Source organism: Thalassobius sp. Cn5-15 (genome assembly GCF_022347685.1).
GTDB lineage: Bacteria > Pseudomonadota > Alphaproteobacteria > Rhodobacterales > Rhodobacteraceae > Thalassobius.
This window is the reverse complement of sequence record NZ_JAKRGF010000005.1, coordinates 42,040-63,055: the sequence shown is the minus strand read 5'-3', so window position 1 is coordinate 63,055 and position 21,016 is coordinate 42,040. Positions and strand designations below refer to the sequence as shown.

Below are 21,016 nucleotides of genomic sequence, written 5' to 3'. Positions count from 1 at the left end.
GGGGGCGCACAGAACTTAGCTTTCGTCTTGTTTGCCGCCTTTGTGCTTCTTGCCGAAACGCTCTTTCATTGCAGCGAATTCTTCTTCGCTCACCGCGCCATCACCATCCGTGTCCAGCTTGCTGAAGAAGCGGCCCTGACGTTTTCCGGCCTTTTCACCACTGGCGCGCATTTCCTCAGCACTCAACAGGCCATCGCCATTGGTGTCACGCTTTTCGATGATCTTGCTGATTCGCTTTTGCATCCGCGCGGCCTTTTCGCTGTCAGCTTTCGCCAGCATCTCTTCAGCGCTCAATGCGCCGTCGCCATTAGCATCTGCATCAGCAAAGCGTTTCGCGGCCCGAGCCTCCATCGCGGTGGCCATTTCGTCCTGTGTAACCTTACCATCGCTGTTCAGATCCAGCGCGCTGAATTCCCACTTCGGACCTTTGCCGTGTCCGTCTTTACCGCCGCCCATAGCCGAGGCGGTGATGGCTGTACCAGCAAGGGCGAAAATGGTCAGGCCTGCAAGCAGTGCGGTGCGTTTCATGGTGGTTTCCTTTTCTCAATCATCTCGGACGATTGTGCCGTCCTTGGTTTCGCTCACCGGTGTTTCATCCGGTTTGTGCAGACTGATACGGGGGGGCGAATATCTTCCGTCGCTGAAAAATAAAAAAAGATCGAAAACGGGAAAACCACCAGCATACCTCGCTACAGAAGGACGCCATTAAAGATGCACAAAAGAGGTGCCTTTTGCGACAACAGGACGCGGCGACATAGAAAGGGCTTTCATCCTATCTAGTTTGGTCCATCCTTCACGGATCAAATTGTAAGAGAGCCCCCGATGACCGACGTCACGACAATCGCCGAAGTGCGCCCAACCAAACCCGCAATGCTACGCGGCTGGCGCCGCAAATGTCCAAACTGCGGCACGGGTCCGATGCTGAAAAGCTACCTGAAAGTGCGTGACACCTGCCCTGTCTGCCGTGAAGAACTGCACCATCACCGTGCTGATGACGGCCCCGCCTATCTGACGATCCTTGTTGTCGGCCACCTTCTGGCACCGCTTCTGCATTTCGTATTCGAGACCTGGCGCCCGTCGCCTATCGTGATGATTGAAATCTTCGGTATTGGCACCGTGGTCTTGTCGCTCTACCTTCTGCCCAGATTGAAGGGCGCAATGATCGGCTACCAATGGGCCCGCCGCATGGGTGGGTTCGGCCAGAACAGCTGACGCCCGCCACTTAACACGAGACGGGACAGCATGGACAAAACGGCGATTCGCGACGCGTCAACCATCATCGTGGTACGCAACCGTCATTCGGATCCGCAGATCCTGATGGGACAACGCGGGGCCAAGGCGGCCTTTATGCCGAACAAATTTGTCTTCCCCGGTGGGGCAGTGGATGCGGCGGACGCTGAGGTGGCACTGCTGTCTCCGCTGGCTGCGATCTGCCGCAACCGCATCGCAGAGGATGCGCCGCGCGACATGTCACATGCGCTGGCCGCCGCGGCTATTCGGGAACTGTGGGAAGAAACGGGCCTGATACTGGGTCAAAAAGCCGATTGGCCTGATGCTCCAGACGACTGGGCTGAGTTTGCCGCCCGCGGCTATCGCCCCAGTGCGGATGCCCTGCAGTTCGTGTTTCGCGCCATCACCCCCACCGGCCGCCCGCGCCGATTTGATGCCCGGTTCTTTCTGCTGGATGCAGAGGAGATCGCCAGTGACATCGACGATTTCAGCGCTGCCTGCGATGAACTATCCCATCTGCAATGGATCCCGCTGCCAAAGGTCCGTGAATTTGACCTGCCCTTCATCACAGAGGTGGTGCTAGCCGAGGTCACCGCGCGCCTTGATCAGGTGGAACCGCCCGCATCGGTCCCTTTCTTTAAGAACGATGAGGAACATAACCTCTTTCTGCGTCTTAAAGGGATTGGACCAATGTCATCACACTCAGAGTGATCAAAACCATCCCCCAAACCTCATTTTTAGTAAGCTTCTCCCGAAACACCATGGTGGAGACGAAGATGGAAAAGATCACCTCCACCTGACCCACTGCAAAAACATAGGCCGCGTTTTGCAGCGTAAACGCCCAGAACCAGCACAGCGACCCGCCAAGGCCCGATAGCCCGACCCAAACCGCCTGCCGCCAACTGGCCAAGACACGCCCCACCTCCCCCGGTTCCCGCCAGCGCAGAAACAGCGACAGGCCCACCGCCTGCGAAGCGGTGACAAACATCAGCGACACCATCGCGCGCAGCAGCGGATCGTCGCTGCCCACTTCCAGCGTCGCCCCGCGATAGCCGACGGCGGAAATGGCAAAGAACGCGCCGGACAACAGGCCAAGTGCCGCGCCTTTGTTGAGGAAACCGCCCTTACCCTCTGGCCGGCCAGAGAGCACCAGAACGCCGCCAAGCCCGACAAAGATCGCCGCCAACCCCACCATCGAAATGCGATCGCCCAGTACAAGGAAGCCGACGAGCGCGGTTTGCACCACCTCTGTCTTCTTAAACGTGATCCCAACGGCAAAGTTGCGATGATGGAACAGCGCCACCACACACCACGTCGCGAGGATCTGCGCCAATGCGCCCGCCAGCGCAAAAGGCCAAAACTTCGCGCCCAAGGCAGGGAAGCCCACGCCCTGAACGTTCAGATAGCCCAGCGTCAGGAGCGCCACAAAAGGCGCCGCATAGACAAACCGCGCCAAGGTCGCGCCGCCACTGGACAACGTGCCCATGGACAACAGTTTTTGCACCATAAACCGCAGGGTCTGAAACCCTGCGGCCATCATGGCGATGAAAATCCACAGATGTGCGTCCATGCGCCTCGTCCCTAAACGCGACTTAGAACGGCATCGGGTGCTGTTTGTGGATCCGGTCAATCGCTGTCATCACCTCATCGGACAGAACCAGATCCTTGCCTTCCAGAATGTGCTGCAGCTGCGCCTCAGTGGTGGCCCCAAAAATGACCGAACACATAAAGGGCCGCTGCCGCGCCCATGCAAGCGACATGTTGGTCAGGTCCAGACCATGTTCCGCCGCCAGCGCCGCATAGGCATCCACGGCGGCGAAGGCCCGTTCGCCTTTGCGCCCACCCAGATCGCCGTTGATATCCATCCGCGATCCCGCGGGCACCACGCCGTTCTGATACTTGCCGGTCAACAGACCCGCAGCCAGCGGCGAATAGCAGATAAGCCCCACGTCTTCGTTCACCGACACCTCGGCCAGATCGGTGTCATACATCCGGCACAAGAGCGAATATTCGTTCTGAATCGTCGCCACACGCGGCAGGTCCAGACGATCGGCAGCATTGACCCATTGGGTGGTGCCCCACGCGCTTTCGTTCGACAGACCGAAATGGCGGATATTACCTTTATCGACCTCACGCTGCAGCGCTCCTAAGGTATCTTCGATGTTTGCCAAAGTCTCCGCGCGGTTCTGCAAGGAGGGGTCGAACGCCCAGTTTTTGCGGAACATGTAGCTGCCGCGGTTCGGCCAGTGGAACTGATACAGGTCGATGCAATCGGTCTTCAGTCGTTTCAGCGATCCCTCGACAGTGGTCGGAATACTCTCTGCGGTGATCGGCGCGCCATCACGCACGGCCATCAGGCCAGCGCCGGAATGTTTGGTCGCCAGCACAAATTCATCACGGCGACCGGGATTGGCGGCAATCCAGTTACCGATGATTTCCTCGGTGCGGCCAATGGTTTCCTTGGCCACGGGGTTTACCGGATACATCTCGGCGGTATCCATAAAGTTCAGCCCGTGATCCAACGCCATTTCGATCTGACGGTGGCCCTCGGCTTCAGTCGTTTGGGTGCCGAAGGTCATGGTGCCAAGACACATATCCGTGACCATCACGCCCGTGCGGCCCATCTCTTTCTTTTGCATTGCCTGTTCCTAAAATCGAATTTCCGTTGCCGCGACCATAGCGCCACGCCCGCGCAGTGCCAGCCCCCAACGCCGCCGATACCTCAAGAAACTGTAACTCCCCGCAAAATGCCCACGAACCCCGCACAAATCACAACTCGCATCTAGCGGTGGCACAGGTCGCGCCCTTGCGCTAAAGGGAAGGGCAACACGTATATCTGGACTTGGGTTTATGGCACGGCATCTGATCACCTCGGCACTTCCCTATATCAACGGGATCAAACACCTCGGCAACCTTGTGGGCTCTCAGCTGCCTGCGGATCTGTTTGCGCGCTACCAGCGCGGTCGCGGCAATGAGGTGATGTTCATCTGCGCCACCGACGAACATGGCACCCCCGCCGAACTGGCCGCCGCCAAGGCCGGTCAGGACGTCGCCAGCTACTGCGCCGAGTTGCACGAAAAACAGGCAGAGATTGCTGCCGGTTTCGGCCTCAGCTTTGACCACTTCGGTCGCTCCTCGTCCGAGGAAAACAAACAGCTGACCCAGCATTTCGCCGGTGTGCTGGCCGACAAGGGCCTGATCCGCGAAGTGTCTGAAAACCAGATGTATTCCAACGCCGATGGCCGCTACCTGCCCGACCGCTATATCGAGGGCACCTGCCCCAACTGTGGTTTTGACAGCGCCCGTGGCGATCAGTGTGACAACTGCACCAAGCAGCTGGATCCGGTGGATCTGATCAATCCTTATTCGACCATCTCCGGCTCCACCGATCTGGAAATGCGCGCAACCAAGCACCTTTATCTGGGACAAAGCCAGATGAAAAACCAGTTGAACGACTGGATCGACAGCAAGGGCGACTGGCCGGTTCTGACCACCTCGATCGCCAAGAAATGGCTGAACGATGGCGACGGGTTGCAGGATCGTGGCATCACCCGCGATCTGGATTGGGGCGTGCCAGTCAAACGCGGCGATCAGGACTGGGACGGCATGGAAGGCAAAGTCTTCTACGTCTGGTTCGACGCCCCGATCGAATATATCGCCTGTGCGCAGGAATGGGTTGCCGCCGGAAAAGGCACCGACTGGGAACGCTGGTGGCGCACCGACAAGGGCGCCGATGACGTGACCTATACGCAATTCATGGGCAAAGATAACGTGCCTTTTCATACGCTGTCGTTCCCGTCGACCATCCTTGGATCCGGTGAGCCGTGGAAGTTGGTGGATTACATCAAATCCTTCAACTACCTGAACTATGATGGCGGCCAGTTCTCCACCTCGCGCGGGCGTGGCGTGTTCCAGGATCAGGCGCTGGCGATCCTGCCCGCCGACTACTGGCGCTGGTGGCTGCTGAGCCACGCACCGGAAAGTTCGGACAGTGAATTCACCTGGGAAAACTTCCAACAATCGGTGAACAAAGATCTGGCGGATGTTCTGGGCAACTTTGTCAGCCGGATCACCAAGTTCTGCCGCTCCAAATTCACCGAAGCGGTGCCTGAAGGTGGCAGCTTTAGTGATCCGGAACAGGCGCTGATTGACGATCTGACCACCAAGGTCCGCGCCTATGAAGGTTTCATGGAAGCTAAAGAGGTCCGCAAAGCCGCGCAGGAGCTGCGCAGCATCTGGGTTGCGGGCAACGAATATCTGCAGGCGGCCGCCCCTTGGTCGACCTTCAAAACCGATCCCGAACAGGCCGCGGCGCAGGTGCGTCTGGGCCTGAACCTGATCCGCCTATATGCGGTTCTGTCAGCACCGTTTATCCCCTTCACCTCTGCCAAGATGCTGGAAGCGATGGGCGCAAGCGATGACAGCTGGCCCGGCGACGTGGCAGAGGCCCTGAACGCCCTGCCCGCCGGTCACGCCTTCGCCGTGCCGGATGTGCTATTTGCCAAGATCAGCGATGAACAGCGCGAAGAGTGGCAAGAAAAATTCTCTGGCACCCGCGACTAAGGGCTGCGCCGTAAAGAACAGAGAAAGCCCGCCAATTTGGCGGGCTTTTGTTTTTGTGCTCGGCTCCTCAAAACTTAGCACGGGCGTCAGCCCGGGCCGCGCCCGACCCTCCCCCATGGGAGGGCGCATTTACGATGTCTTAATGCACAATAAGGCCGCTCTGGTTCGAACTTTCCCGCACACCACGCTGGTTGGATGCGCCCACCCGAGGGTCGGTCGTGGCCCTCATCCGCAATCAGCTCTTCTTCACAAACTGGGTCAGGATGACAATGCGCTGACCTTCGACACGACCCTCGATGTGAGTCTCATTGTCCTGCACGAGCGAGATGTTGCGCACTGCGGTGCCGCGTTTGGCGGTGAAGCCTGCGCCTTTGACCGGCAGATCCTTGATCAGCACCACGGTATCGCCCGCCGCCAAAACCGCGCCGTTGCTGTCGCGGTGGATGACGTCCGGCGCCTCCTCCAGCCCCGCCTCGGCCCACGCCAATACATCGGGTTCCAGATAGGCGATATCCAGCAGGTCACGCGCCCATGCGGCCTCTAGCCGGTTCAGCAGACGCCATGCCAGCACCTGCACCGCCGGTGTCGTGGACCAGATCGCGTCATTCAGGCACTTCCAATGCGGTACGTCCTGCGGGCCATCACTCAATCCTGCCTGACAAACCTCGCACAGCTGCACCTTATCATCGCGCGGGGTAACGGTGGTCGGGGTCACATCGCGATCGGCGGTGCAGAGTTCGCAGGTCATAGCGGTAATCCTTTGCTCATTCACGCCGCAGCAATGCGCCTCAACATCGCAAATGACAAGGGTAATCCGGCTTTTGGCTTAGCTAAGCACAGCGAGGTCTCCCGCTGACAGCGGGCCGGAAATCCCATAGCGGTAGCGCAGGCGCACCGCCGCCAACAGGTCCGCATCGGATACATTCGCTGGATACCCACGTGCAACAGCCAAGGCACGGAACGTCTCAGGATCTGTCGACAGGTCCTGCGCCCCACCCTGACGGCAGCGCGCCAACCCCTGACGTTCCAGCCGGGGCCAGTCGAAACGTGGGCCAGGATCACGCTTGCGCCCCGGCGCCATGTCGGAATGACCGATCACAGCGGTCGCCGTAATATCCCAGCGTGCCATGACATCGCGCATCAACGCTTCAAGAGAAGACATAAGCCGTTCGGAAAAAGGCTCATCCCCACTGTTCGACAGCTCAATCCCAATCGAGCGGGAATTTACATCGCCCTGTCCGTTCCAAGAACCGGCCCCTGCGTGCCAGGCGCGCTTGCCCTCATCCACCAACTGCCAGATCTGACCGCAACGACCGATCAGGTAGTGTGCAGAGACCTCAAACTCGGGGTCGGACAGCCGTGTCAGCGCCGCCTGTGCGGTCGCCATCGCCGTATAGTGCAATACGATCAGCGAAGGGCGCGCACCATCGCGACGGTCGCCGAAATTTGGCGACGAATGTTGGAGGATGCCCAGATCAGCCATAGCGCTGCAGGATCAGCCACCGCTATAGGCGCGGAACGGGGTCGGATCCCAGCGGCAGGCGTAACCGTCACCATCAGGGTCCAGCCCCAGGCGATCGCGCTCTGGCCCGCCTTTGGCGAGGAAAGCCGTCTGCGCCTGATCGTCAGAGGCATAGGCCGCACAGTTGCGCAATGCACGCTTTTCCGAGGCAGCAAACAAGCGTTTGTATACTGGCTGGCCAACAGAATGGCGGGTCTGAAGCGCATAAGCGACGATGTTCGGCCCCTCGGCCCCGTTGCGGGATGGCAGCGCGGTGGGGGTGACCACCTGATACTGAGCCCGGTTCTGTTCTATGCGTGCCTTGTCACCTTCAATGGAGCGCAAAGAGGACACATTGCCAAAATCGTTTTCATCCGAGATGCCTGCCGCATTCAGCGCCACTTCTGGCGCGGGATTGGACGGGCTGGCGTTCAACGGCGCATCACCAGAATTCAGCGCCGCTGTAGTATCAGAAGCCAAACGCTCTGCCTCTGTCGAATTTGGGGCGCCTGCAGGCGACAGCGTTTCAGACGACACCGCGCTGGCTGACGGCAGTGCCTGACCGTTCAGTTCTGCCTCACGGGCAGCCAGTTCACGCTGATAGGCGCTATAGTCACCGAACCCGACGCCCGCCGCGGAATCCGGCACCGTTGTCGTGCAGGCACCAAGCGCCACCAGTGCCAAAGTCCCAAAAACATACCGCATCATTCACCTGCCTGTGCTGTCACTGCGTCTTGTCTGATCTATGGGATCACAAAATCCCACAAAGAAAAAGGCCCGAGCATCGCCCGGGCCCTGTCAACGGGGGTGTTTACCACCACTGGCCGGGTTTGGCTACAAACCCTGCCGCGCCTTCCAGCGCGTAGGCGGTATTCAGCAGATCGCCCTCTTCCCATGGACGGCCGATCAACTGCAGCCCCAGCGGCAGACCTTGCGCATCCACACCGGTGGGAACCGAGATACCGGGCAAGCCAGCAAGGTTCACGGTCACGGTGAAGACGTCATTCAGGTACATTTGCACCGGATCTGCGTCGGTCATTTCACCCAAGCCAAAGGCCGCCGACGGAGTCGCCGGTGTCAGGATCGCATCAACGCCTGCGGCGAACACATCGTCGAAATCCTTCTTAATCAGCGCGCGCACGCGACGGGCACGGTTGTAGTAGGCGTCATAGAAACCCGCCGACAGTACATAGGTGCCAACCATCACACGGCGCTGCACCTCGTGACCAAACCCTTCGGCGCGAGATTTTTCATACATCTCGGTAATGCCGTCGCCCGCATCCAGCGTGGCGCGGTGACCAAAACGCACACCGTCGTAACGTGCGAGGTTCGACGAAGCCTCTGCCGGTGCAATCACGTAGTATGCAGGCAGTGCGTATTTTGTGTGCGGCAGGGAGATATCCACGATCTCGGCACCTGCGTCTTTCAGCATCGCCTGACCGTTTTCCCACAGTTTCTCAATCTCGGCGGGCATACCGTCCATGCGGTATTCCTTGGGGATACCGATTTTCTTGCCCTTGATGTCACCGGTCAGCATCGCCTCAAAATTCGGCACTGCCAGATCAGCACTGGTCGAATCCTTTTCGTCGTGACCACACATCGCTTCCAGCATGATCGCCGCATCGCGCACAGATTTGGTCATCGGGCCTGCCTGATCCAGCGAGGAGGCAAAGGCCACAACGCCCCAACGCGAACAACGGCCATAGGTCGGCTTGATGCCTACGGTACCGGTGAAAGCTGCAGGCTGACGGATGGAACCGCCGGTGTCAGTGCCAGTCGCCGCCAGACACAGATCCGCTGCAACAGCCGAGGCAGAGCCACCAGAGGAGCCACCGGGTGTCAGATCAGCGTCAGACCCTTCGCGGCGCCACGGGTTGACCGCGTTACCGTAGACCGAAGTCTCGTTCGACGAACCCATGGCAAATTCGTCCATGTTCAGCTTGCCCAGCATGACCGAGCCCGCGTCGAACAATTTCGAGGTGATGGTGGATTCGTATTCCGGCTTGAACCCTTCCAGAATGGCGGATGCCGCCTGACTGGGAACACCTTTCGTGCAGAACAGATCCTTAATACCCACGGGCAGACCGCACATAGCAGGTGCATCGCCTGCTTTGATCCGGACATCCGCGGCCTTGGCCTGCTCCAATGCAATTTCCGGCGTCTTGTGCACAAAGGCGTTCAGCGCACCGGCTTTGTCGATTGCCTTGAGGCAACTCTCTGTCAGTTCGACCGAGGTCACATCGCCCGCCCGCAGTTTGTCACGAGCATCGGCCAGCGTCAGTTTGTTCAGTTCAGACATTATTCAACCACCTTCGGAACCGCAAAGAAGCCCTCGCGCGCATCAGGCGCGTTTTTCAGGACCTTGTCCTGTTGACCACCGTCGGTGACCACATCAACGCGGCGCTTCAGGCGCATCGGCGTGACCGAGGTCATCGGCTCCACACCCTCAACATCCACTTCGTTGAGCTGCTCAATGAAGCCCAGAATGGTGTTAAACTCATTGGCCAGCGCCGGCAGCGCCTCATCTTCCACCTTGATGCGGGCCAGCTTGGCCACTTTGGCGGCGGTTTTCGTGTCGATCGACATCTCGAGAGATCTCCGTTTTCGCGTTGCTACGCGTTTAACGTCCTGCCTGCCCCGCTGCAAGCATATGGCTACGATAAACAAGGATCATATGCATCAGCATCACCGCGTTGAGGATATGCCACATAAAATGCGTGCCCATTGGCCAGATCCCACACAGCGGTTCATCCAGAACCCGCATGAGAATCGAGCCACAGAGGATCCCCGCCCCAATCGCCAGCCCACGCGCCACCTGCGGCAGGCGGGAATGTAGCAATGCCGCATGGATAAAGATCAACAGCGGGATCGGTGCATATGCGGCAGAGGAGCCGAGGCCGGGCACCAGTTGAAACAGCGGCAGGGTCAGAGCAACGTAGGGAATAAACAACGCTAAAAACAACGCGGTTTTCGGCCAAGAGTGCTGCCAATAGACGCGATGCGACAGGGCGATATAGACCAAGACATAGATCAGGATCGGGATCACATCGGCAATAGATGCCCATGTTTGCGCAAATGAATGAAACAGCGCGGACCCCACCCCGATCGCAAATAGCACCACCGCCAGCACTTGTCCCCAGACCATTCCGCGCACCTGTGGCCAGACATAAAGGGCTGCCAACATGAAGGCTATATTGGTGACAAAATTCACCGGCTCTGACCAGAGGCTGGCATCCAAACGTTCGCAATAGCTGTCTATGTGTTCAAACATCTTTCGTCCCCTCTATGAGACGGTCGCCCGCGATCTCAGGTGCCGAAGGTTTTGACCACGATCCCCTCCCCCTCCAGCGAGGCGCGGACCGAACGGGCGATTTCCACCGCCTCTGGCGTGTCACCGTGCAGGCAGATGGTGTCGATGCCGGTTTCAATATGCTTGCCGCTCTCCGTAATAATCGCGCCTGCCTTGACCATTTTGGCAATGCGCGGGCCAGCAAGGGCCGCATCATGAATGACCGCGCCGGGTTTCGATCGATCAACCAGCGTGGCGTCATCATTATAGGCGCGGTCTGCAAAGATTTCGCCCACGAACCGCGCGCCCATTTCCTCCACCGCACGTTGCTGGGCGGTTGCGGCCAGCACCATGATGACCAGATCCGGCGCCACTGACAGTGCCGCGTCATAACAGACACGAGCCAGCGCCTGATCCTCACTGCTCATATTCGACAGCGCCCCGTGCAGTTTCAGATGCCGCACCTCACCGCCCGCAGCCCGCGCCATCGCCTGCGCCGCGCCGACCTGATAGCGGATCTGGTTGGCCAGCGTCGCGTGTGGCACACTCATCCGGTAGCGGCCAAAGCCACGCAGGTCATCAAAACCGGGGTGTGCGCCGATGCCCACGCCATTCGCCACCGCATTGCGCATGGTGTGCAGCATCACATCAGGATCGCCTGCGTGAAAACCGCAGGCCACATTGGCAGAGGTCACAATTTCCAGCAGCGCGGCATCGTCGCCCAGCGACCAAGAGCCAAAGCTTTCGCCCATATCCGCGTTCAGATCGACTGTCAGGCTCATGATGCCTCTCCTTTACGTCTTTGCCTGCTGTTTGTGGCAGGCTTCGCCGTCTCAGGCAATCGGCGGATCAGCCGTTGCCGAATCTTGACAGGCTATAGGGCGTCAGATCAAGGTTCGGCACCTGCCCCGACAACATCTGCGACAGAAGGCGTCCCGTCGCTGATCCACCCGTCAGGCCAACGTGCTGATGGCCGAAACCGACAAAGGCGCCCGCGATCCCCGGCACCGCGTCAATCACCGGCAGCGCATCCGGCAAGGTCGGGCGGAAGCCCATCCATTCCGTCTCTTCTTCCCATGTCAGATCCGGCATCACCCGGGCAAGGTGTTTGCGCAATAGGTTGAACGGTGCACGCGACGGACCTGCCTCCACCCCGCCCAATTCCACGATGCCTGCCAGCCGCAAACGCCCCTCCATCGGGGTGATCACGAAGGCACCGGCAGAAATCATCGCAGGATGATTGGTCATTTTTGAGGGATTCCACAATTCGATATGATAGCCGCGTTCAGTATCCAACGGCACCTTCAAACCCAAATCACGGGCCAGCGGACCAGACCATGCACCGGCAGTGATCACCGCCCGATCGCAGGCAATCAGATCACCATCCACCCGTACGCCAGTCACCTGCCCGTTTTCACGGGCGATCCCCTGTACATCCCCTTTGATCAGCTGGCCGCCACCCGCGACCATATGATCGGCCAAGGTCCGCACATAGGCGGCGGGGTCCGTGACCCTGCCATGATCCGGCACCACGGCAGCAAAACCAACTGTGTCAGACAGCGCAGGTTCCAAGGTGCGCAATGCCGCGCCCTCCACCTCCTGCGGATGAAAGCCCAGAGAGGTTTTGATATCCCATGCATATCCCCCCGCCAGATACGCCGCGCGGTCCTTGTACATGTAGAGGTAGTCCGTTGGCACGATGTAGTGTTCCGCCCCCGTGCCCGCCGCCAGCGCCTGATGATCCGCCAGACTGTCGCCGATGATCGGGTAAAGCGCACGCGCTGTCGCACGGGCCTGTTTGTCCGTTGCCTTGGCCATAAACTGCGCCAGCCACGGGATCATACGCGGCAGATAAGACCAGCGTAGAAACAGCGGACTTTCAGGATCGAGCAGCATCCCCGGTGCTTTAGTCCACAGATCGGGCGTGTTGACCGGCACCACGGCAGAGGAAGCCAAAAGACCCGCGTTACCCGCAGAGGCCCCCGCTGCCGGACCTTCGCGATCGACAAGGATCACCCGATGTCCAGCACGCTGCGACCAGATTGCAGTTGCCACCCCAAGGATACCTGCCCCAATCACCACCACGGTTTTCGCGGTCTGTGGCTGTATCTGATTGATCATGGCGGCGTCCTTCTGTCGTCGTGTGGTCTTGCGTCGCCACTCTAGCGCTAAGTGCTGCATCACGCATACCGGAGATCCCGCAAACAGCTACTATTTTTCGTGCCCAACGTACGGAAATTGCAACCAATTCCAGCACAAAGGGGAAAAAGACGATACCCTTCCCCCTAAAGTGAAAGGCGCGGATCAAAGTAGTTGTCACTGTCGATTGATCTGACGCCGCTGTCAGGCCACACCCTGCAACACAGACCCCGAACCGCCGCTAAAAGCAGGAGAGCACATGCTGCGTCACATCGTTTTCTTCACAGCACGTGATCCCAAGGATTGTGATACCATCTTTGACGGGCTGTCCCTGCTAACGCAGAGCACACACGCCAATCATCTGGAGGTGGGCCGCAATCTGAAATCCGATCCGATCGACGGGGTGGTACCGGATTTTGTGGTCTACGGCGAATTTGAGGATGAGGCGCAGCTCGCCGCATTCAAAGCGGACCCACTCTATCAAAAATCCATCGACCGCGTGCGTCCGCTGCGCGACATGCGGATGGCGGCAGATTTCCTGACAGGCTGAGCGCAATCCTCAGGATCCCAAACTTATTCACACTTGTTTGAGACATTTATTACTGTAAGCCTACGGGCCACCTGTCTACTCAAACACATTCAGATCGCTGGTTCCTATCTTGCGAGAATTCGCACTGAAATCGAAAAGTGATCTTTCGTTGTTCTGGTCAGCACAGTTCTGGTCAGACGAAAAACAACTGTAGGAACAGGGGTGTACCCTATCACGTAACACGCTACACCGCCTGACAAAATGCGCATGAAACGGGTTTATGAACCGCTTTAAGTGCCGCTAGATCGCCCCTAAAGGCTTTCGGAGGCATTTACATGACCCAGACGACAATCGCCCTTGTGCTGTTTCTCTTCCCTTTGGCCTACAGTCCCGGCCCCGGCAACTTGGTCTTTGCCGCAAATGGTGCCAAATTCGGTTTTCGCGCGACAATGCCCGCCAACCTTGGCTATCACGTCGCGACTTGGTGTGTCACCGCAGCGATCGGGCTGGGTTTCATCGCTACCTTGAACGAGTCTCCCATATTTTTCAAAGCGCTGCAGGCCATTGGTGCGTGCTACATCTTTTGGATTGCCAGTAAAATTCTACGTGCTAGCACGTTTACTACTGCCGACGCTGTCAAACCGCTACGCTTTCAGGACGGCGCGGTTCTGCTGCTGCTCAATCCCAAAGGCTATGTCATAATGGCGTTGATGTTCACGCAGTTTCTGGAGACGGACCAAACTGATGACGTGTTTGCAGTTCTGCTGATCACCACGATTTTCACGGCAAACAATGCAATCGCCTTCATCGTCTGGACCCTCATCGGGGATCGCATCGCGCAACTCTTTCACGCCCCGCAGCATAAACAGATCATAAACACGGTGTTTGCCATCCTTCTCGGAGCTGTCGCAATTTGGATGGTGCTAATCTGAGGTGAACCGAACGGAAAATCCCCCGACAAGGTCGAGGGATCTGTTCCTAAAACGACTGTATCAGAAACCGCTCACTCCAGCGTTTGCAGTAGCTTCCACGATCCGTTTTCCACAGCCGATACAAAAACTGCCGTGCCAGATACATGGTTCCCCGGATCCATTGATACCGTGTAGCCCGCGATTTCATCGTCGTAGTTCAGACCTTCCATGCCCGCGATGAAAGTTTCGTGGCTCAGATCAGGACCTGCAGCCTCCAACCCGCGCACCAGCAGTTCCGCGGCAGAGCGGCCCAGCAAAGCGCCAGAGCCTGGAAACTTCTCTCCCGTGGCCTCGGTATAGGCCTTCACCCACGCACCCACTGCCGGTTCACCCAGCCGTGCTTCCAAATCCTGCCAGCCAGCACCGGCGTAAACACCCGACATCACGCCTTGCGCCGCCAGACCTTTGGCCACAACCGTGTGGAATCCGGCAGACGAAAGGACAAATTTCATGTCCGACATGCCAAGTTTATTCGCAGTCGCGATAGCGTTGATGATCTGACTGACGCCCAGCGCCAACCCGACTGTATCACAGCCGCCATCCTTCAACTTGCCCAGTGCGCCGGAGAAATCAGTTTCATCCGGTTTGTGCTTGGTTTCTACTGCAAAGGTGCCACCTGAGGCGTCAGCGCCCGCTTTCAGGCCCTCTTTGATCTCGATCCCGAAGTCGGTGGGCAAATACATCAGACAGAAGGTCGAAGACCCGTGTTCCGCCGCCATATATTCCGACGTCAGTCGCACCCCATCATAATAGGATGCGTTGGCCGAAAATTTCCACGGTTCGGGCGGGTCGATCATCTGACGGGCAGTGGTCAGCGGACTGATGTTGGGAATACCTTTAGGGCCCATCAGTTTGAACATCGCCAGATTGTGCGGCGTGCCGAGGTTCAAGAGCATGGCAAAAACCTGATCGCGATTAACCAGTTTATTGGCTGCCTGCACCGCCTTTGGCACCTGATAGCCGTGGTCCTCAACAATATAGGTGATCTTGCGGCCATGTACGCCACCGGCGGCGTTGACCTCATCAAAGTAGAGCTGCGCTGCCTTCACTGCAGGAACCGAAAAGGGCGCGAAGATGCCCGACAGGTCATGTGCACCGCCAATTTTAACCTCATCCTCTGTGACACCGTTTTCGGCCTGTGCCGCCGCGCCAGCCAGTGCCATCGCGGCAGAGGCTGCCAATGCTTTCCACAATTTCATGTTCGTCCTCCCTGAGATGCCGCATGAGGCGGCTTAGTACATGCTGTCAATCAGCGCGGCATGGCGCTGGTTTACGTAGTTCCTCTTCAGTTTCATTGTCGGCGTCAGCTCCTCATCTTCGGCCGTCAGTAGGATGTCGATCAGGCGAAAATCCTTGATCTGCTCCACCTGAGCAAACTCTTTGTTCACCGATTGCACGACGTCGCCAATCAGCGCGACCACTTCGGGTGCACGGGTCAGGGATGCGAAATCGGAGAAGGGGATCTGCCAATCCTGTGCAAAACGTTCAACGTTTTCCTGATCAATCATCACCAGACAAGTCAGATATTTGCGCCGGTCGCCGATCACCACTGCATCAGAGATATAAGGCGAAAATTTCAGCCGGCTTTCAATTTCCGCAGGGGTGATGTTCTTGCCACCGGCAGTAATGATAATGTCTTTCAATCGGCCTGTGATCACCACTCGTCCCTGATTGGTCAGTCGCCCCACATCACCGGTGCGCAGCCAGCCATCCTCGGTAAAGGTTTCAGCGGTCTTGTTCGGTTTGTTCCAATAGCCAGCAAAGATCGCGGGACCTTTGATCTGAATCTCACCCCCCTCAGCGATCCGGAACCCAAGGCCGGGCAAGGGCACGCCAACAGTGCCCATATCGTTGTTTTCTACCGTATTGACCGAAGCCACACCAGCAGTCTCGGTCATGCCGAAACCTTCGCGCAGGTGGACGCCGATCGCCTCGAACCAGCGCAGCAGTTCGGGGCTGATCGGAGCAGCGCCAGTGGTGCACCGGCGTGTGCGTGATAGGCCGATAAGGCCACGCAAATTGCGCAGCACTAACAGATCCGCCAGCGCCAGATTGACCCGTTCAAGGGGGCCAAACGCACGCCCCTCCTGCTGCGCGGCCACCTTTTTCATCCCCGCAGCCACTGCCCAGTCAAAGGCACGCTGACCGAACCAGCCCGCTTCGCCACGCATAATTGCCAGCCTTGAATGGATCTTCTCCCAGATACGGGGCACCCCGGTGAAGCTGTGCGGACTGACCTCCCGCAGGTTGTCAAAAACAGTCTCTGGACTCTCGGCGAAGTTCACTTTGCAGCCCACCAGAATAGGCAACTCGACCGAGATCAGCCGTTCCAAAACGTGGCACAATGGCAGGAAACACAGCAGTTCATCCGTTTCCAGAAAGCGCAGGGTTTTCAGGCTGGCCTGCATCTGAAAAAGGATATTACGGTGAGTGATGATCGCGCCCTTCGGCGGGCCTGTGGTGCCAGAGGTGTAAATCAGCATGCGCGGATCCTCTGGGCGTACCTGATTCAACGCCTCCTCAAAACGGGTGGGATTGGCGGTGGCCTCCTCCAGTCCCAGAGCGATAAAATCGTCCCAGAACATCACCTGTGGATCGCTGAAACTGGCCAGTCCGTCGCGGTCAAACACGATGACCTTCTCCAATTGCGGGATCTGGTCGCGGGCTTCTAGCAGTTTATCCAGCTGTTCATCGTTTTCCACGAACAGAAAGCGTGCGGCGGAATCGTTCATCAGATAGGCCAGCTGGGACGCGCTGTCGGTGGTGTAAACGCCCGATGGCACACCGCCCATCGCCGCGATGCCAAGGTCACAGTAGAGCCATTCGCGGCGGTCCTCGCTGAGGATCTGCGCCACCTCACCACGCTGGAACCCCAGATGCGCCAGCGCCAAGCCGACTGCGCGGGCCTGCGCAAAATAGTCATGCCAGCTGTAGGCCTGCCAGATTCCCAGCGTCTTGTCGCGGTGCGCAATTGCGTCGCCTTTCAAGTGACAGCGTTGGGCCCAGAGGGCGACAACGGTATTGCAGCCCTCAACCGCGATGTCTCGGTCATCGGCGATAATATCTGCACTTATCTCCATGTTTTGCGCCTTTTCCAGCGTTTCTGGCCACGTTGGCCTTCGTCCTGTTTGCCTAAGTAGAACTCCTGAATATCGTCCGACTCCCTGAGCGCGGCGCAAGTATCGCCCATCACGATGCGCCCCATTTCCAGCACGTAGCCATAATGCGCGGTGTTGAGCGCCACATTGGCGTTTTGTTCCACCAAGAGCATGGTGACGCCCTGTTCAGCATTCAGGCGCTTGATGATGGCAAAAATCTCCTGCGTCAGCAGCGGCGACAGCCCTAGGCTGGGTTCGTCCAGCAGCATCAGTTTAGGCCGCGCCATCAAGCCACGCCCAATTGCCAGCATCTGCTGCTGCCCACCTGACAGGAAACCCGCCGACTGACTGCGCCGTTCTTTCAGGATAGGAAAATAATCGTAAACCAGTTCGATATCTTCGTTCACGCCCGGCACCTTGCGGGCGTAGGCGCCAAGGCGCAGGTTTTCCTCAACCGTCAGATAGGGAAACACCTCGCGCCCCTCAGGCACATGCGCCAGACCCTGGGCGACAACCTTATCCGGTTCCAGCCCGTGAATGGGTTTACCGTTAAATTCCACCGTACCCTTTTCCGCGTCCATCAGGCCGGACACAGTTTTCATCAGGGTGGTTTTACCTGCACCATTGGCGCCTAGGATGGTGACAATCTGCCCCTCTTCGACGTCAATTGACACGCCACGCAGGGCCATGATGGCGCCGTAGAAACTTTCGACGTTGCGCAGTTTTAACAGGCTCATGCCACGCCCTCCTCTGCCGCGAGGAAGGAATCACTGCCTAAGTAAGCCGCCTGCACCTCTGGATCGTTCTGCACCTCCGCCGCACTGCCAAGGGCAAGCGAGCGACCATTAGCGACAGCCAACACACGGTCACTGACCTGCGTGACCAGCCGCATATCATGTTCCACCATCAACACGCTCAGGCCCATGTCGCGGCGCATATCCTCAATCCAGAAGGCCACATCCTGACTTTCTTCCACCGACAGACCGGATGCCGGTTCATCCAGCAGGATCAGCTTTGGTCCCATCGCCAACGCGCGGCCAATCTCGACCACCTTGCGCACGCCATAGGGCAGGCCGGCGATCATCTTGTCGCGGTAGGCTTCCAGCTCCAGAAACTCCATCACCTCTTCGACCTTTTGGCGATGCGCACGCTCTTCGGTACGCACCTTGGGCAGGAATAAAAGATCCTGCACCCAATTGGTGGCGCGGTGGCCGTGACGCCCCATCAGCAGGTTGTCCAGCACGGTGGAATGATCAAACAGCTCGATGTTCTGGAATGTCCGCGCAATGCCGAGATCGGCAACCGCATGGGCGGGCCGGTTGCTCAATTCTTCACCGTTGAACAGGATCGACCCCCGGGTGGGCTCATAAAGACGTGAAATCAGGTTGAAGATGGTGGATTTCCCCGCTCCGTTGGGACCAATGATGGAAAATACCTCGCCCTCTTCGACGTCGAAGGACACACCATCCACCGCCTTCACCCCGCCGAAATGCACCGCCAGATCAGTAACTTGTAACAAGCTCATCGCATCCGCTCCGTCTTCAGGTAGGTCTTCTGGCGGCGGAACATGTCGCGCCGCGCCAGCGGGAACAGTTGGACATAAGCCCGCATCTTCAGCCAGCGACCGTATAGGCCGGTGGGTTCATAGATGATGAAGCCCACAAGGATGACCGCAAAAATCAGCGTATCCAGACCCGGTACCGATCCCAGATCAATCCCTACGGTGGCGTTCAGACCATCGCGCAAGATAGCAATCATTTGCGGTACGGCGGTGATCAGAATGGCGCCAAAAAACGCCCCCTGAATGAAGCCCAGCCCACCGATGGTCACAACCAGCAACAGGTTGATGGAGATGAAGATCGAAAACAACTCGTAGTTAAAGAACGAGATGAAGTGCCCCATCAACGCCCCTGCCAGCCCCGTCACACCACAGGACAGGCCAAAAACCACCGCCTTCGTCCGTGTCACGTTGATGCCCAGCGCCCGCGCCGAAACCTCGCTATCGCGCACGGCGAGGAAACTGCGCCCCGTCGGGCTGCGCAACAGGTTCGCGTAGGCCCAAGTCACCAGCGACACCACCACCAGCACCAACCAGTAGAAGTTGGACAAGCTGGCATAGCGGTCAAAATCGATGCCAAACAGCATGATAGAGGGTGCGAACATTCCCCCAACCCCGCCAGTGAGGGGTTCCAGAATGATGATCATTTCCTCAACGATCACAAACAACGCCAGCGTGGCAATCGCCAGATAAATCCCTGACATCCGCACTGCAGGGATCGCGACCAAGGCACCAAAACACCCAGCAGCCAACCCCGCCAGCGGGAAAGCAATGATCCACGGCACGCCCGCCGTCATCAGCCCCGCATCCACATAGGCACCAATGGCCATAAAGGCCGCGTGTCCAAGTGACACCTGCCCGGAATGCCCCACCAGCACCATCAACCCCATACCGGCCAGCGCCCAGATCAGGGTGTTTGTCGCCTCTGCCAGATAGTATTCGCCCACCAAAAACGGCAGCAGGGCCATCAGAACCAGCAGCGCCGCGATCTTGCCGCGATCCCACCAGTCGGGGTGCAGGTCGATGTCTTTGTCGTAGCTTGTTTTGAACACCACCCGCATGACTTACACCTTCTTTGCGTGGATCTGTGCAAACAGGCCACCGGGGCGCGTCGTCAGCACAATCAACATCAGGACATAGGGCGACATCTGGCTGAAACCGGACGGCAGGTAGCGCGCCGCGACAGGTTCCACAACCCCGATCAGCAGGCCGCCCAATAGCGCACCAGGCAGGCTGCCAAATCCCCCGATCACCGCGGCGGCAAAAGCCTTGATCCCCAAGAGGCCAATATTGGGATCAATCGCGCCCTTCGCGGCATAGAGCACGCCCGCGACCGTGGCCACGATGCCCGACAGCCCCCAGATCATCGAATTGATCCGCCGCACCGGTACACCAACGATATAGGCGGCCATTTGGTTCTGCGATGCGGCCTGCGCCGCCAATCCCAGTTTCGTGCGGCTGAAAAACGCCCAGAGGGCCAGCGTCAACACAGCAGTCACCACAATGGTGATCACATCCTCATAGCCCAGAACCAGACCGCCAAACCGCACGCTCTGACCCGCAAACGGCGTTTCCAGAACCAAGGGCGTGAACCCCCAGATCGCACCCGCGACGAAGCGCAGCACAAACCCCAAAGCGATGGTCAGGATCACCAGTGCAAACTGCGGCTGACCAAAGATGCGGCGCACCACAAAACGGTCAATGCCGTAGCCGACGCCGCCCATGATGAAACAGGCCAGCAGGATGCCAGGAATGAACGGCAGCGCCCAATATTCGCTATTCACAAGTCCTAGCGCAACAAAGGCGCCCAACATCATCATGTCGCCTTGAGCAAAATTCACACCCTCGCTGGCCTTGTAGATCAACACAAATCCAAGCGCCACGAGGCCATAGATACAGCCAGAGGCCACGCCACCGATCAGTAGCTGAATTATCTCCATGTGCCGACCTCCCCTGTCACTCCCACAGGGCGGTTCGCACACAGATCGCACAGGAACCGCCCACGGGCGATTCCGTAAAAACGTACCTTCATGCAGCCTCCTCCCCAGACTTTATGAACGGTCAACGGGGGCAGCAAAGCATGTCGTTTTTGGACCTGTCAACGTCTCAATAGGCACCCAAGGTGGGATTTCCTACGC

22 protein-coding genes are annotated in these 21,016 nt (G+C 58.3%); 5 read left to right on the top strand and 17 right to left on the bottom strand.

The window, feature by feature from the left end; all coding sequences use genetic code 11:
- Positions 1–15 precede the first annotated feature (15 nt).
- Complete coding sequence (locus MHM86_RS12080; protein WP_239199852.1) at positions 16–528, bottom strand: EF-hand domain-containing protein; 513 nt, start codon at positions 526–528, stop codon at positions 16–18.
- Positions 529–822: 294 nt separating this feature from the next.
- Between MHM86_RS12080 and MHM86_RS12075 the strand changes: the two genes are divergently transcribed.
- Positions 823–1,212 carry a DUF983 domain-containing protein gene (locus tag MHM86_RS12075; RefSeq protein ID WP_239199850.1) on the top strand — a complete coding sequence of 130 codons (390 nt, stop codon included), beginning with the start codon at positions 823–825 and terminating at the stop codon, positions 1,210–1,212.
- A gap of 30 nt (positions 1,213–1,242) precedes the next feature.
- Positions 1,243–1,941: an NUDIX hydrolase gene (locus MHM86_RS12070; protein WP_239199848.1), complete on the top strand. Its 699-nt coding sequence runs from the start codon at positions 1,243–1,245 to the stop codon at positions 1,939–1,941.
- Here MHM86_RS12070 and MHM86_RS12065 read toward each other — a convergent pair.
- Positions 1,904–2,800 (bottom strand): DMT family transporter, encoded by an 897-nt coding sequence (locus MHM86_RS12065; protein ID WP_239199846.1) that lies wholly within the window; start codon positions 2,798–2,800, stop codon positions 1,904–1,906. The two genes, MHM86_RS12070 and MHM86_RS12065, sit on opposite strands and share 38 nt — an antisense overlap.
- Before the next feature lie 22 nt (positions 2,801–2,822).
- Positions 2,823–3,869, bottom strand: coding sequence for an aldo/keto reductase (locus tag MHM86_RS12060; protein WP_239199844.1), 1,047 nt, complete (start codon positions 3,867–3,869; stop codon positions 2,823–2,825).
- Positions 3,870–4,080: 211 nt separating this feature from the next.
- On the opposite strand from MHM86_RS12060, the gene metG reads away from it, so the two are divergent.
- Positions 4,081–5,793 (top strand): methionine--tRNA ligase, encoded by a 1,713-nt coding sequence (gene metG, locus MHM86_RS12055; protein WP_239199842.1) that lies wholly within the window; start codon positions 4,081–4,083, stop codon positions 5,791–5,793.
- Between the two features lie 235 nt (positions 5,794–6,028).
- On the opposite strand, the gene MHM86_RS12050 is transcribed toward metG, so the two are convergent.
- From MHM86_RS12050 to MHM86_RS12015, 8 genes are all read right to left on the bottom strand, one after another.
- A complete protein-coding gene (locus tag MHM86_RS12050; protein ID WP_239199840.1) occupies positions 6,029–6,541 on the bottom strand; it encodes an alkylphosphonate utilization protein in 513 nt (170 codons plus the stop codon).
- A gap of 78 nt (positions 6,542–6,619) precedes the next feature.
- A complete protein-coding gene (locus MHM86_RS12045) occupies positions 6,620–7,276 on the bottom strand; it encodes an N-acetylmuramoyl-L-alanine amidase (RefSeq protein ID WP_239199837.1) in 657 nt (218 codons plus the stop codon).
- Positions 7,277–7,288: 12 nt separating this feature from the next.
- On the bottom strand, positions 7,289–8,002 hold the full coding sequence (locus MHM86_RS12040) for a hypothetical protein (protein WP_370644137.1): 714 nt from the start codon (positions 8,000–8,002) through the stop codon (positions 7,289–7,291).
- Between the two features lie 103 nt (positions 8,003–8,105).
- The gene (gene gatA, locus MHM86_RS12035) at positions 8,106–9,593 is read right to left on the bottom strand and encodes an Asp-tRNA(Asn)/Glu-tRNA(Gln) amidotransferase subunit GatA (protein ID WP_239199834.1); all 1,488 of its coding nucleotides are present in this window, start codon (positions 9,591–9,593) and stop codon (positions 8,106–8,108) included.
- Positions 9,593–9,880, bottom strand: a complete 288-nt coding sequence (gene gatC, locus MHM86_RS12030) for an Asp-tRNA(Asn)/Glu-tRNA(Gln) amidotransferase subunit GatC (protein WP_239199831.1) — start codon at positions 9,878–9,880, stop codon at positions 9,593–9,595. Before gatC ends, gatA begins: the two co-directional genes overlap by 1 nt.
- Before the next feature lie 34 nt (positions 9,881–9,914).
- Positions 9,915–10,565 carry a ceramidase domain-containing protein gene (locus MHM86_RS12025; protein ID WP_239199829.1) on the bottom strand — a complete coding sequence of 217 codons (651 nt, stop codon included), beginning with the start codon at positions 10,563–10,565 and terminating at the stop codon, positions 9,915–9,917.
- A 35-nt stretch (positions 10,566–10,600) separates the two neighbouring features.
- Positions 10,601–11,365: a LamB/YcsF family protein gene (locus MHM86_RS12020; RefSeq protein WP_239199827.1), complete on the bottom strand. Its 765-nt coding sequence runs from the start codon at positions 11,363–11,365 to the stop codon at positions 10,601–10,603.
- 67 nt (positions 11,366–11,432) lie between these two features.
- Positions 11,433–12,704, bottom strand: a complete 1,272-nt coding sequence (locus MHM86_RS12015) for an FAD-binding oxidoreductase (RefSeq protein WP_239199825.1) — start codon at positions 12,702–12,704, stop codon at positions 11,433–11,435.
- 277 nt (positions 12,705–12,981) lie between these two features.
- On the opposite strand from MHM86_RS12015, the gene MHM86_RS12010 reads away from it, so the two are divergent.
- Positions 12,982–13,272: a Dabb family protein gene (locus tag MHM86_RS12010; protein WP_239199823.1), complete on the top strand. Its 291-nt coding sequence runs from the start codon at positions 12,982–12,984 to the stop codon at positions 13,270–13,272.
- A gap of 314 nt (positions 13,273–13,586) precedes the next feature.
- Complete coding sequence (locus MHM86_RS12005) at positions 13,587–14,183, top strand: LysE family translocator (RefSeq protein WP_239199821.1); 597 nt, start codon at positions 13,587–13,589, stop codon at positions 14,181–14,183.
- Positions 14,184–14,254: 71 nt separating this feature from the next.
- On the opposite strand, the gene MHM86_RS12000 is transcribed toward MHM86_RS12005, so the two are convergent.
- From MHM86_RS12000 to MHM86_RS11975, 6 genes are read right to left on the bottom strand one after another with little or no spacing between them, the layout of a single operon-like run.
- Positions 14,255–15,421: an ABC transporter substrate-binding protein gene (locus MHM86_RS12000; protein WP_239199819.1), complete on the bottom strand. Its 1,167-nt coding sequence runs from the start codon at positions 15,419–15,421 to the stop codon at positions 14,255–14,257.
- Positions 15,422–15,454: 33 nt separating this feature from the next.
- Positions 15,455–17,302 carry a long-chain fatty acid--CoA ligase gene (locus tag MHM86_RS11995; protein ID WP_239199817.1) on the bottom strand — a complete coding sequence of 616 codons (1,848 nt, stop codon included), beginning with the start codon at positions 17,300–17,302 and terminating at the stop codon, positions 15,455–15,457.
- Complete coding sequence (locus MHM86_RS11990; protein ID WP_239199815.1) at positions 17,293–18,057, bottom strand: ABC transporter ATP-binding protein; 765 nt, start codon at positions 18,055–18,057, stop codon at positions 17,293–17,295. Before MHM86_RS11990 ends, MHM86_RS11995 begins: the two co-directional genes overlap by 10 nt.
- Positions 18,054–18,845 (bottom strand): ABC transporter ATP-binding protein, encoded by a 792-nt coding sequence (locus MHM86_RS11985; RefSeq protein ID WP_239199813.1) that lies wholly within the window; start codon positions 18,843–18,845, stop codon positions 18,054–18,056. The genes MHM86_RS11990 and MHM86_RS11985 overlap by 4 nt, the downstream gene beginning before the upstream one ends.
- Complete coding sequence (locus MHM86_RS11980; protein WP_239199810.1) at positions 18,842–19,939, bottom strand: branched-chain amino acid ABC transporter permease; 1,098 nt, start codon at positions 19,937–19,939, stop codon at positions 18,842–18,844. The genes MHM86_RS11985 and MHM86_RS11980 overlap by 4 nt, the downstream gene beginning before the upstream one ends.
- 3 nt (positions 19,940–19,942) lie before the next feature.
- On the bottom strand, positions 19,943–20,818 hold the full coding sequence (locus tag MHM86_RS11975) for a branched-chain amino acid ABC transporter permease (RefSeq protein ID WP_239199807.1): 876 nt from the start codon (positions 20,816–20,818) through the stop codon (positions 19,943–19,945).
- Between the last annotated feature and the right edge of the window lie 198 nt (positions 20,819–21,016).

Excerpts from the sequence above, each read along its gene's own strand:
- MHM86_RS12080 (WP_239199852.1), bottom strand. The coding sequence starts at position 528 with ATGAAACGCACCGCACTGCTTGCAGGCCTGACCATTTTCGCCCTTGCT.
- MHM86_RS12075 (WP_239199850.1), top strand. The coding sequence starts at position 823 with ATGACCGACGTCACGACAATCGCCGAAGTGCGCCCAACCAAACCCGCA.
- MHM86_RS12070 (WP_239199848.1), top strand. The coding sequence starts at position 1,243 with ATGGACAAAACGGCGATTCGCGACGCGTCAACCATCATCGTGGTACGC.
- MHM86_RS12065 (WP_239199846.1), bottom strand. The coding sequence starts at position 2,800 with ATGGACGCACATCTGTGGATTTTCATCGCCATGATGGCCGCAGGGTTT.
- MHM86_RS12060 (WP_239199844.1), bottom strand. The coding sequence starts at position 3,869 with ATGCAAAAGAAAGAGATGGGCCGCACGGGCGTGATGGTCACGGATATG.
- metG (WP_239199842.1), top strand. The coding sequence starts at position 4,081 with ATGGCACGGCATCTGATCACCTCGGCACTTCCCTATATCAACGGGATC.
- MHM86_RS12050 (WP_239199840.1), bottom strand. The coding sequence starts at position 6,541 with ATGACCTGCGAACTCTGCACCGCCGATCGCGATGTGACCCCGACCACC.
- MHM86_RS12045 (WP_239199837.1), bottom strand. The coding sequence starts at position 7,276 with ATGGCTGATCTGGGCATCCTCCAACATTCGTCGCCAAATTTCGGCGAC.
- MHM86_RS12040 (WP_370644137.1), bottom strand. The coding sequence starts at position 8,002 with ATGATGCGGTATGTTTTTGGGACTTTGGCACTGGTGGCGCTTGGTGCC.
- gatA (WP_239199834.1), bottom strand. The coding sequence starts at position 9,593 with ATGTCTGAACTGAACAAACTGACGCTGGCCGATGCTCGTGACAAACTG.
- gatC (WP_239199831.1), bottom strand. The coding sequence starts at position 9,880 with ATGTCGATCGACACGAAAACCGCCGCCAAAGTGGCCAAGCTGGCCCGC.
- MHM86_RS12025 (WP_239199829.1), bottom strand. The coding sequence starts at position 10,565 with ATGTTTGAACACATAGACAGCTATTGCGAACGTTTGGATGCCAGCCTC.
- MHM86_RS12020 (WP_239199827.1), bottom strand. The coding sequence starts at position 11,365 with ATGAGCCTGACAGTCGATCTGAACGCGGATATGGGCGAAAGCTTTGGC.
- MHM86_RS12015 (WP_239199825.1), bottom strand. The coding sequence starts at position 12,704 with ATGATCAATCAGATACAGCCACAGACCGCGAAAACCGTGGTGGTGATT.
- MHM86_RS12010 (WP_239199823.1), top strand. The coding sequence starts at position 12,982 with ATGCTGCGTCACATCGTTTTCTTCACAGCACGTGATCCCAAGGATTGT.
- MHM86_RS12005 (WP_239199821.1), top strand. The coding sequence starts at position 13,587 with ATGACCCAGACGACAATCGCCCTTGTGCTGTTTCTCTTCCCTTTGGCC.
- MHM86_RS12000 (WP_239199819.1), bottom strand. The coding sequence starts at position 15,421 with ATGAAATTGTGGAAAGCATTGGCAGCCTCTGCCGCGATGGCACTGGCT.
- MHM86_RS11995 (WP_239199817.1), bottom strand. The coding sequence starts at position 17,302 with ATGGAGATAAGTGCAGATATTATCGCCGATGACCGAGACATCGCGGTT.
- MHM86_RS11990 (WP_239199815.1), bottom strand. The coding sequence starts at position 18,057 with ATGAGCCTGTTAAAACTGCGCAACGTCGAAAGTTTCTACGGCGCCATC.
- MHM86_RS11985 (WP_239199813.1), bottom strand. The coding sequence starts at position 18,845 with ATGAGCTTGTTACAAGTTACTGATCTGGCGGTGCATTTCGGCGGGGTG.
- MHM86_RS11980 (WP_239199810.1), bottom strand. The coding sequence starts at position 19,939 with ATGCGGGTGGTGTTCAAAACAAGCTACGACAAAGACATCGACCTGCAC.
- MHM86_RS11975 (WP_239199807.1), bottom strand. The coding sequence starts at position 20,818 with ATGGAGATAATTCAGCTACTGATCGGTGGCGTGGCCTCTGGCTGTATC.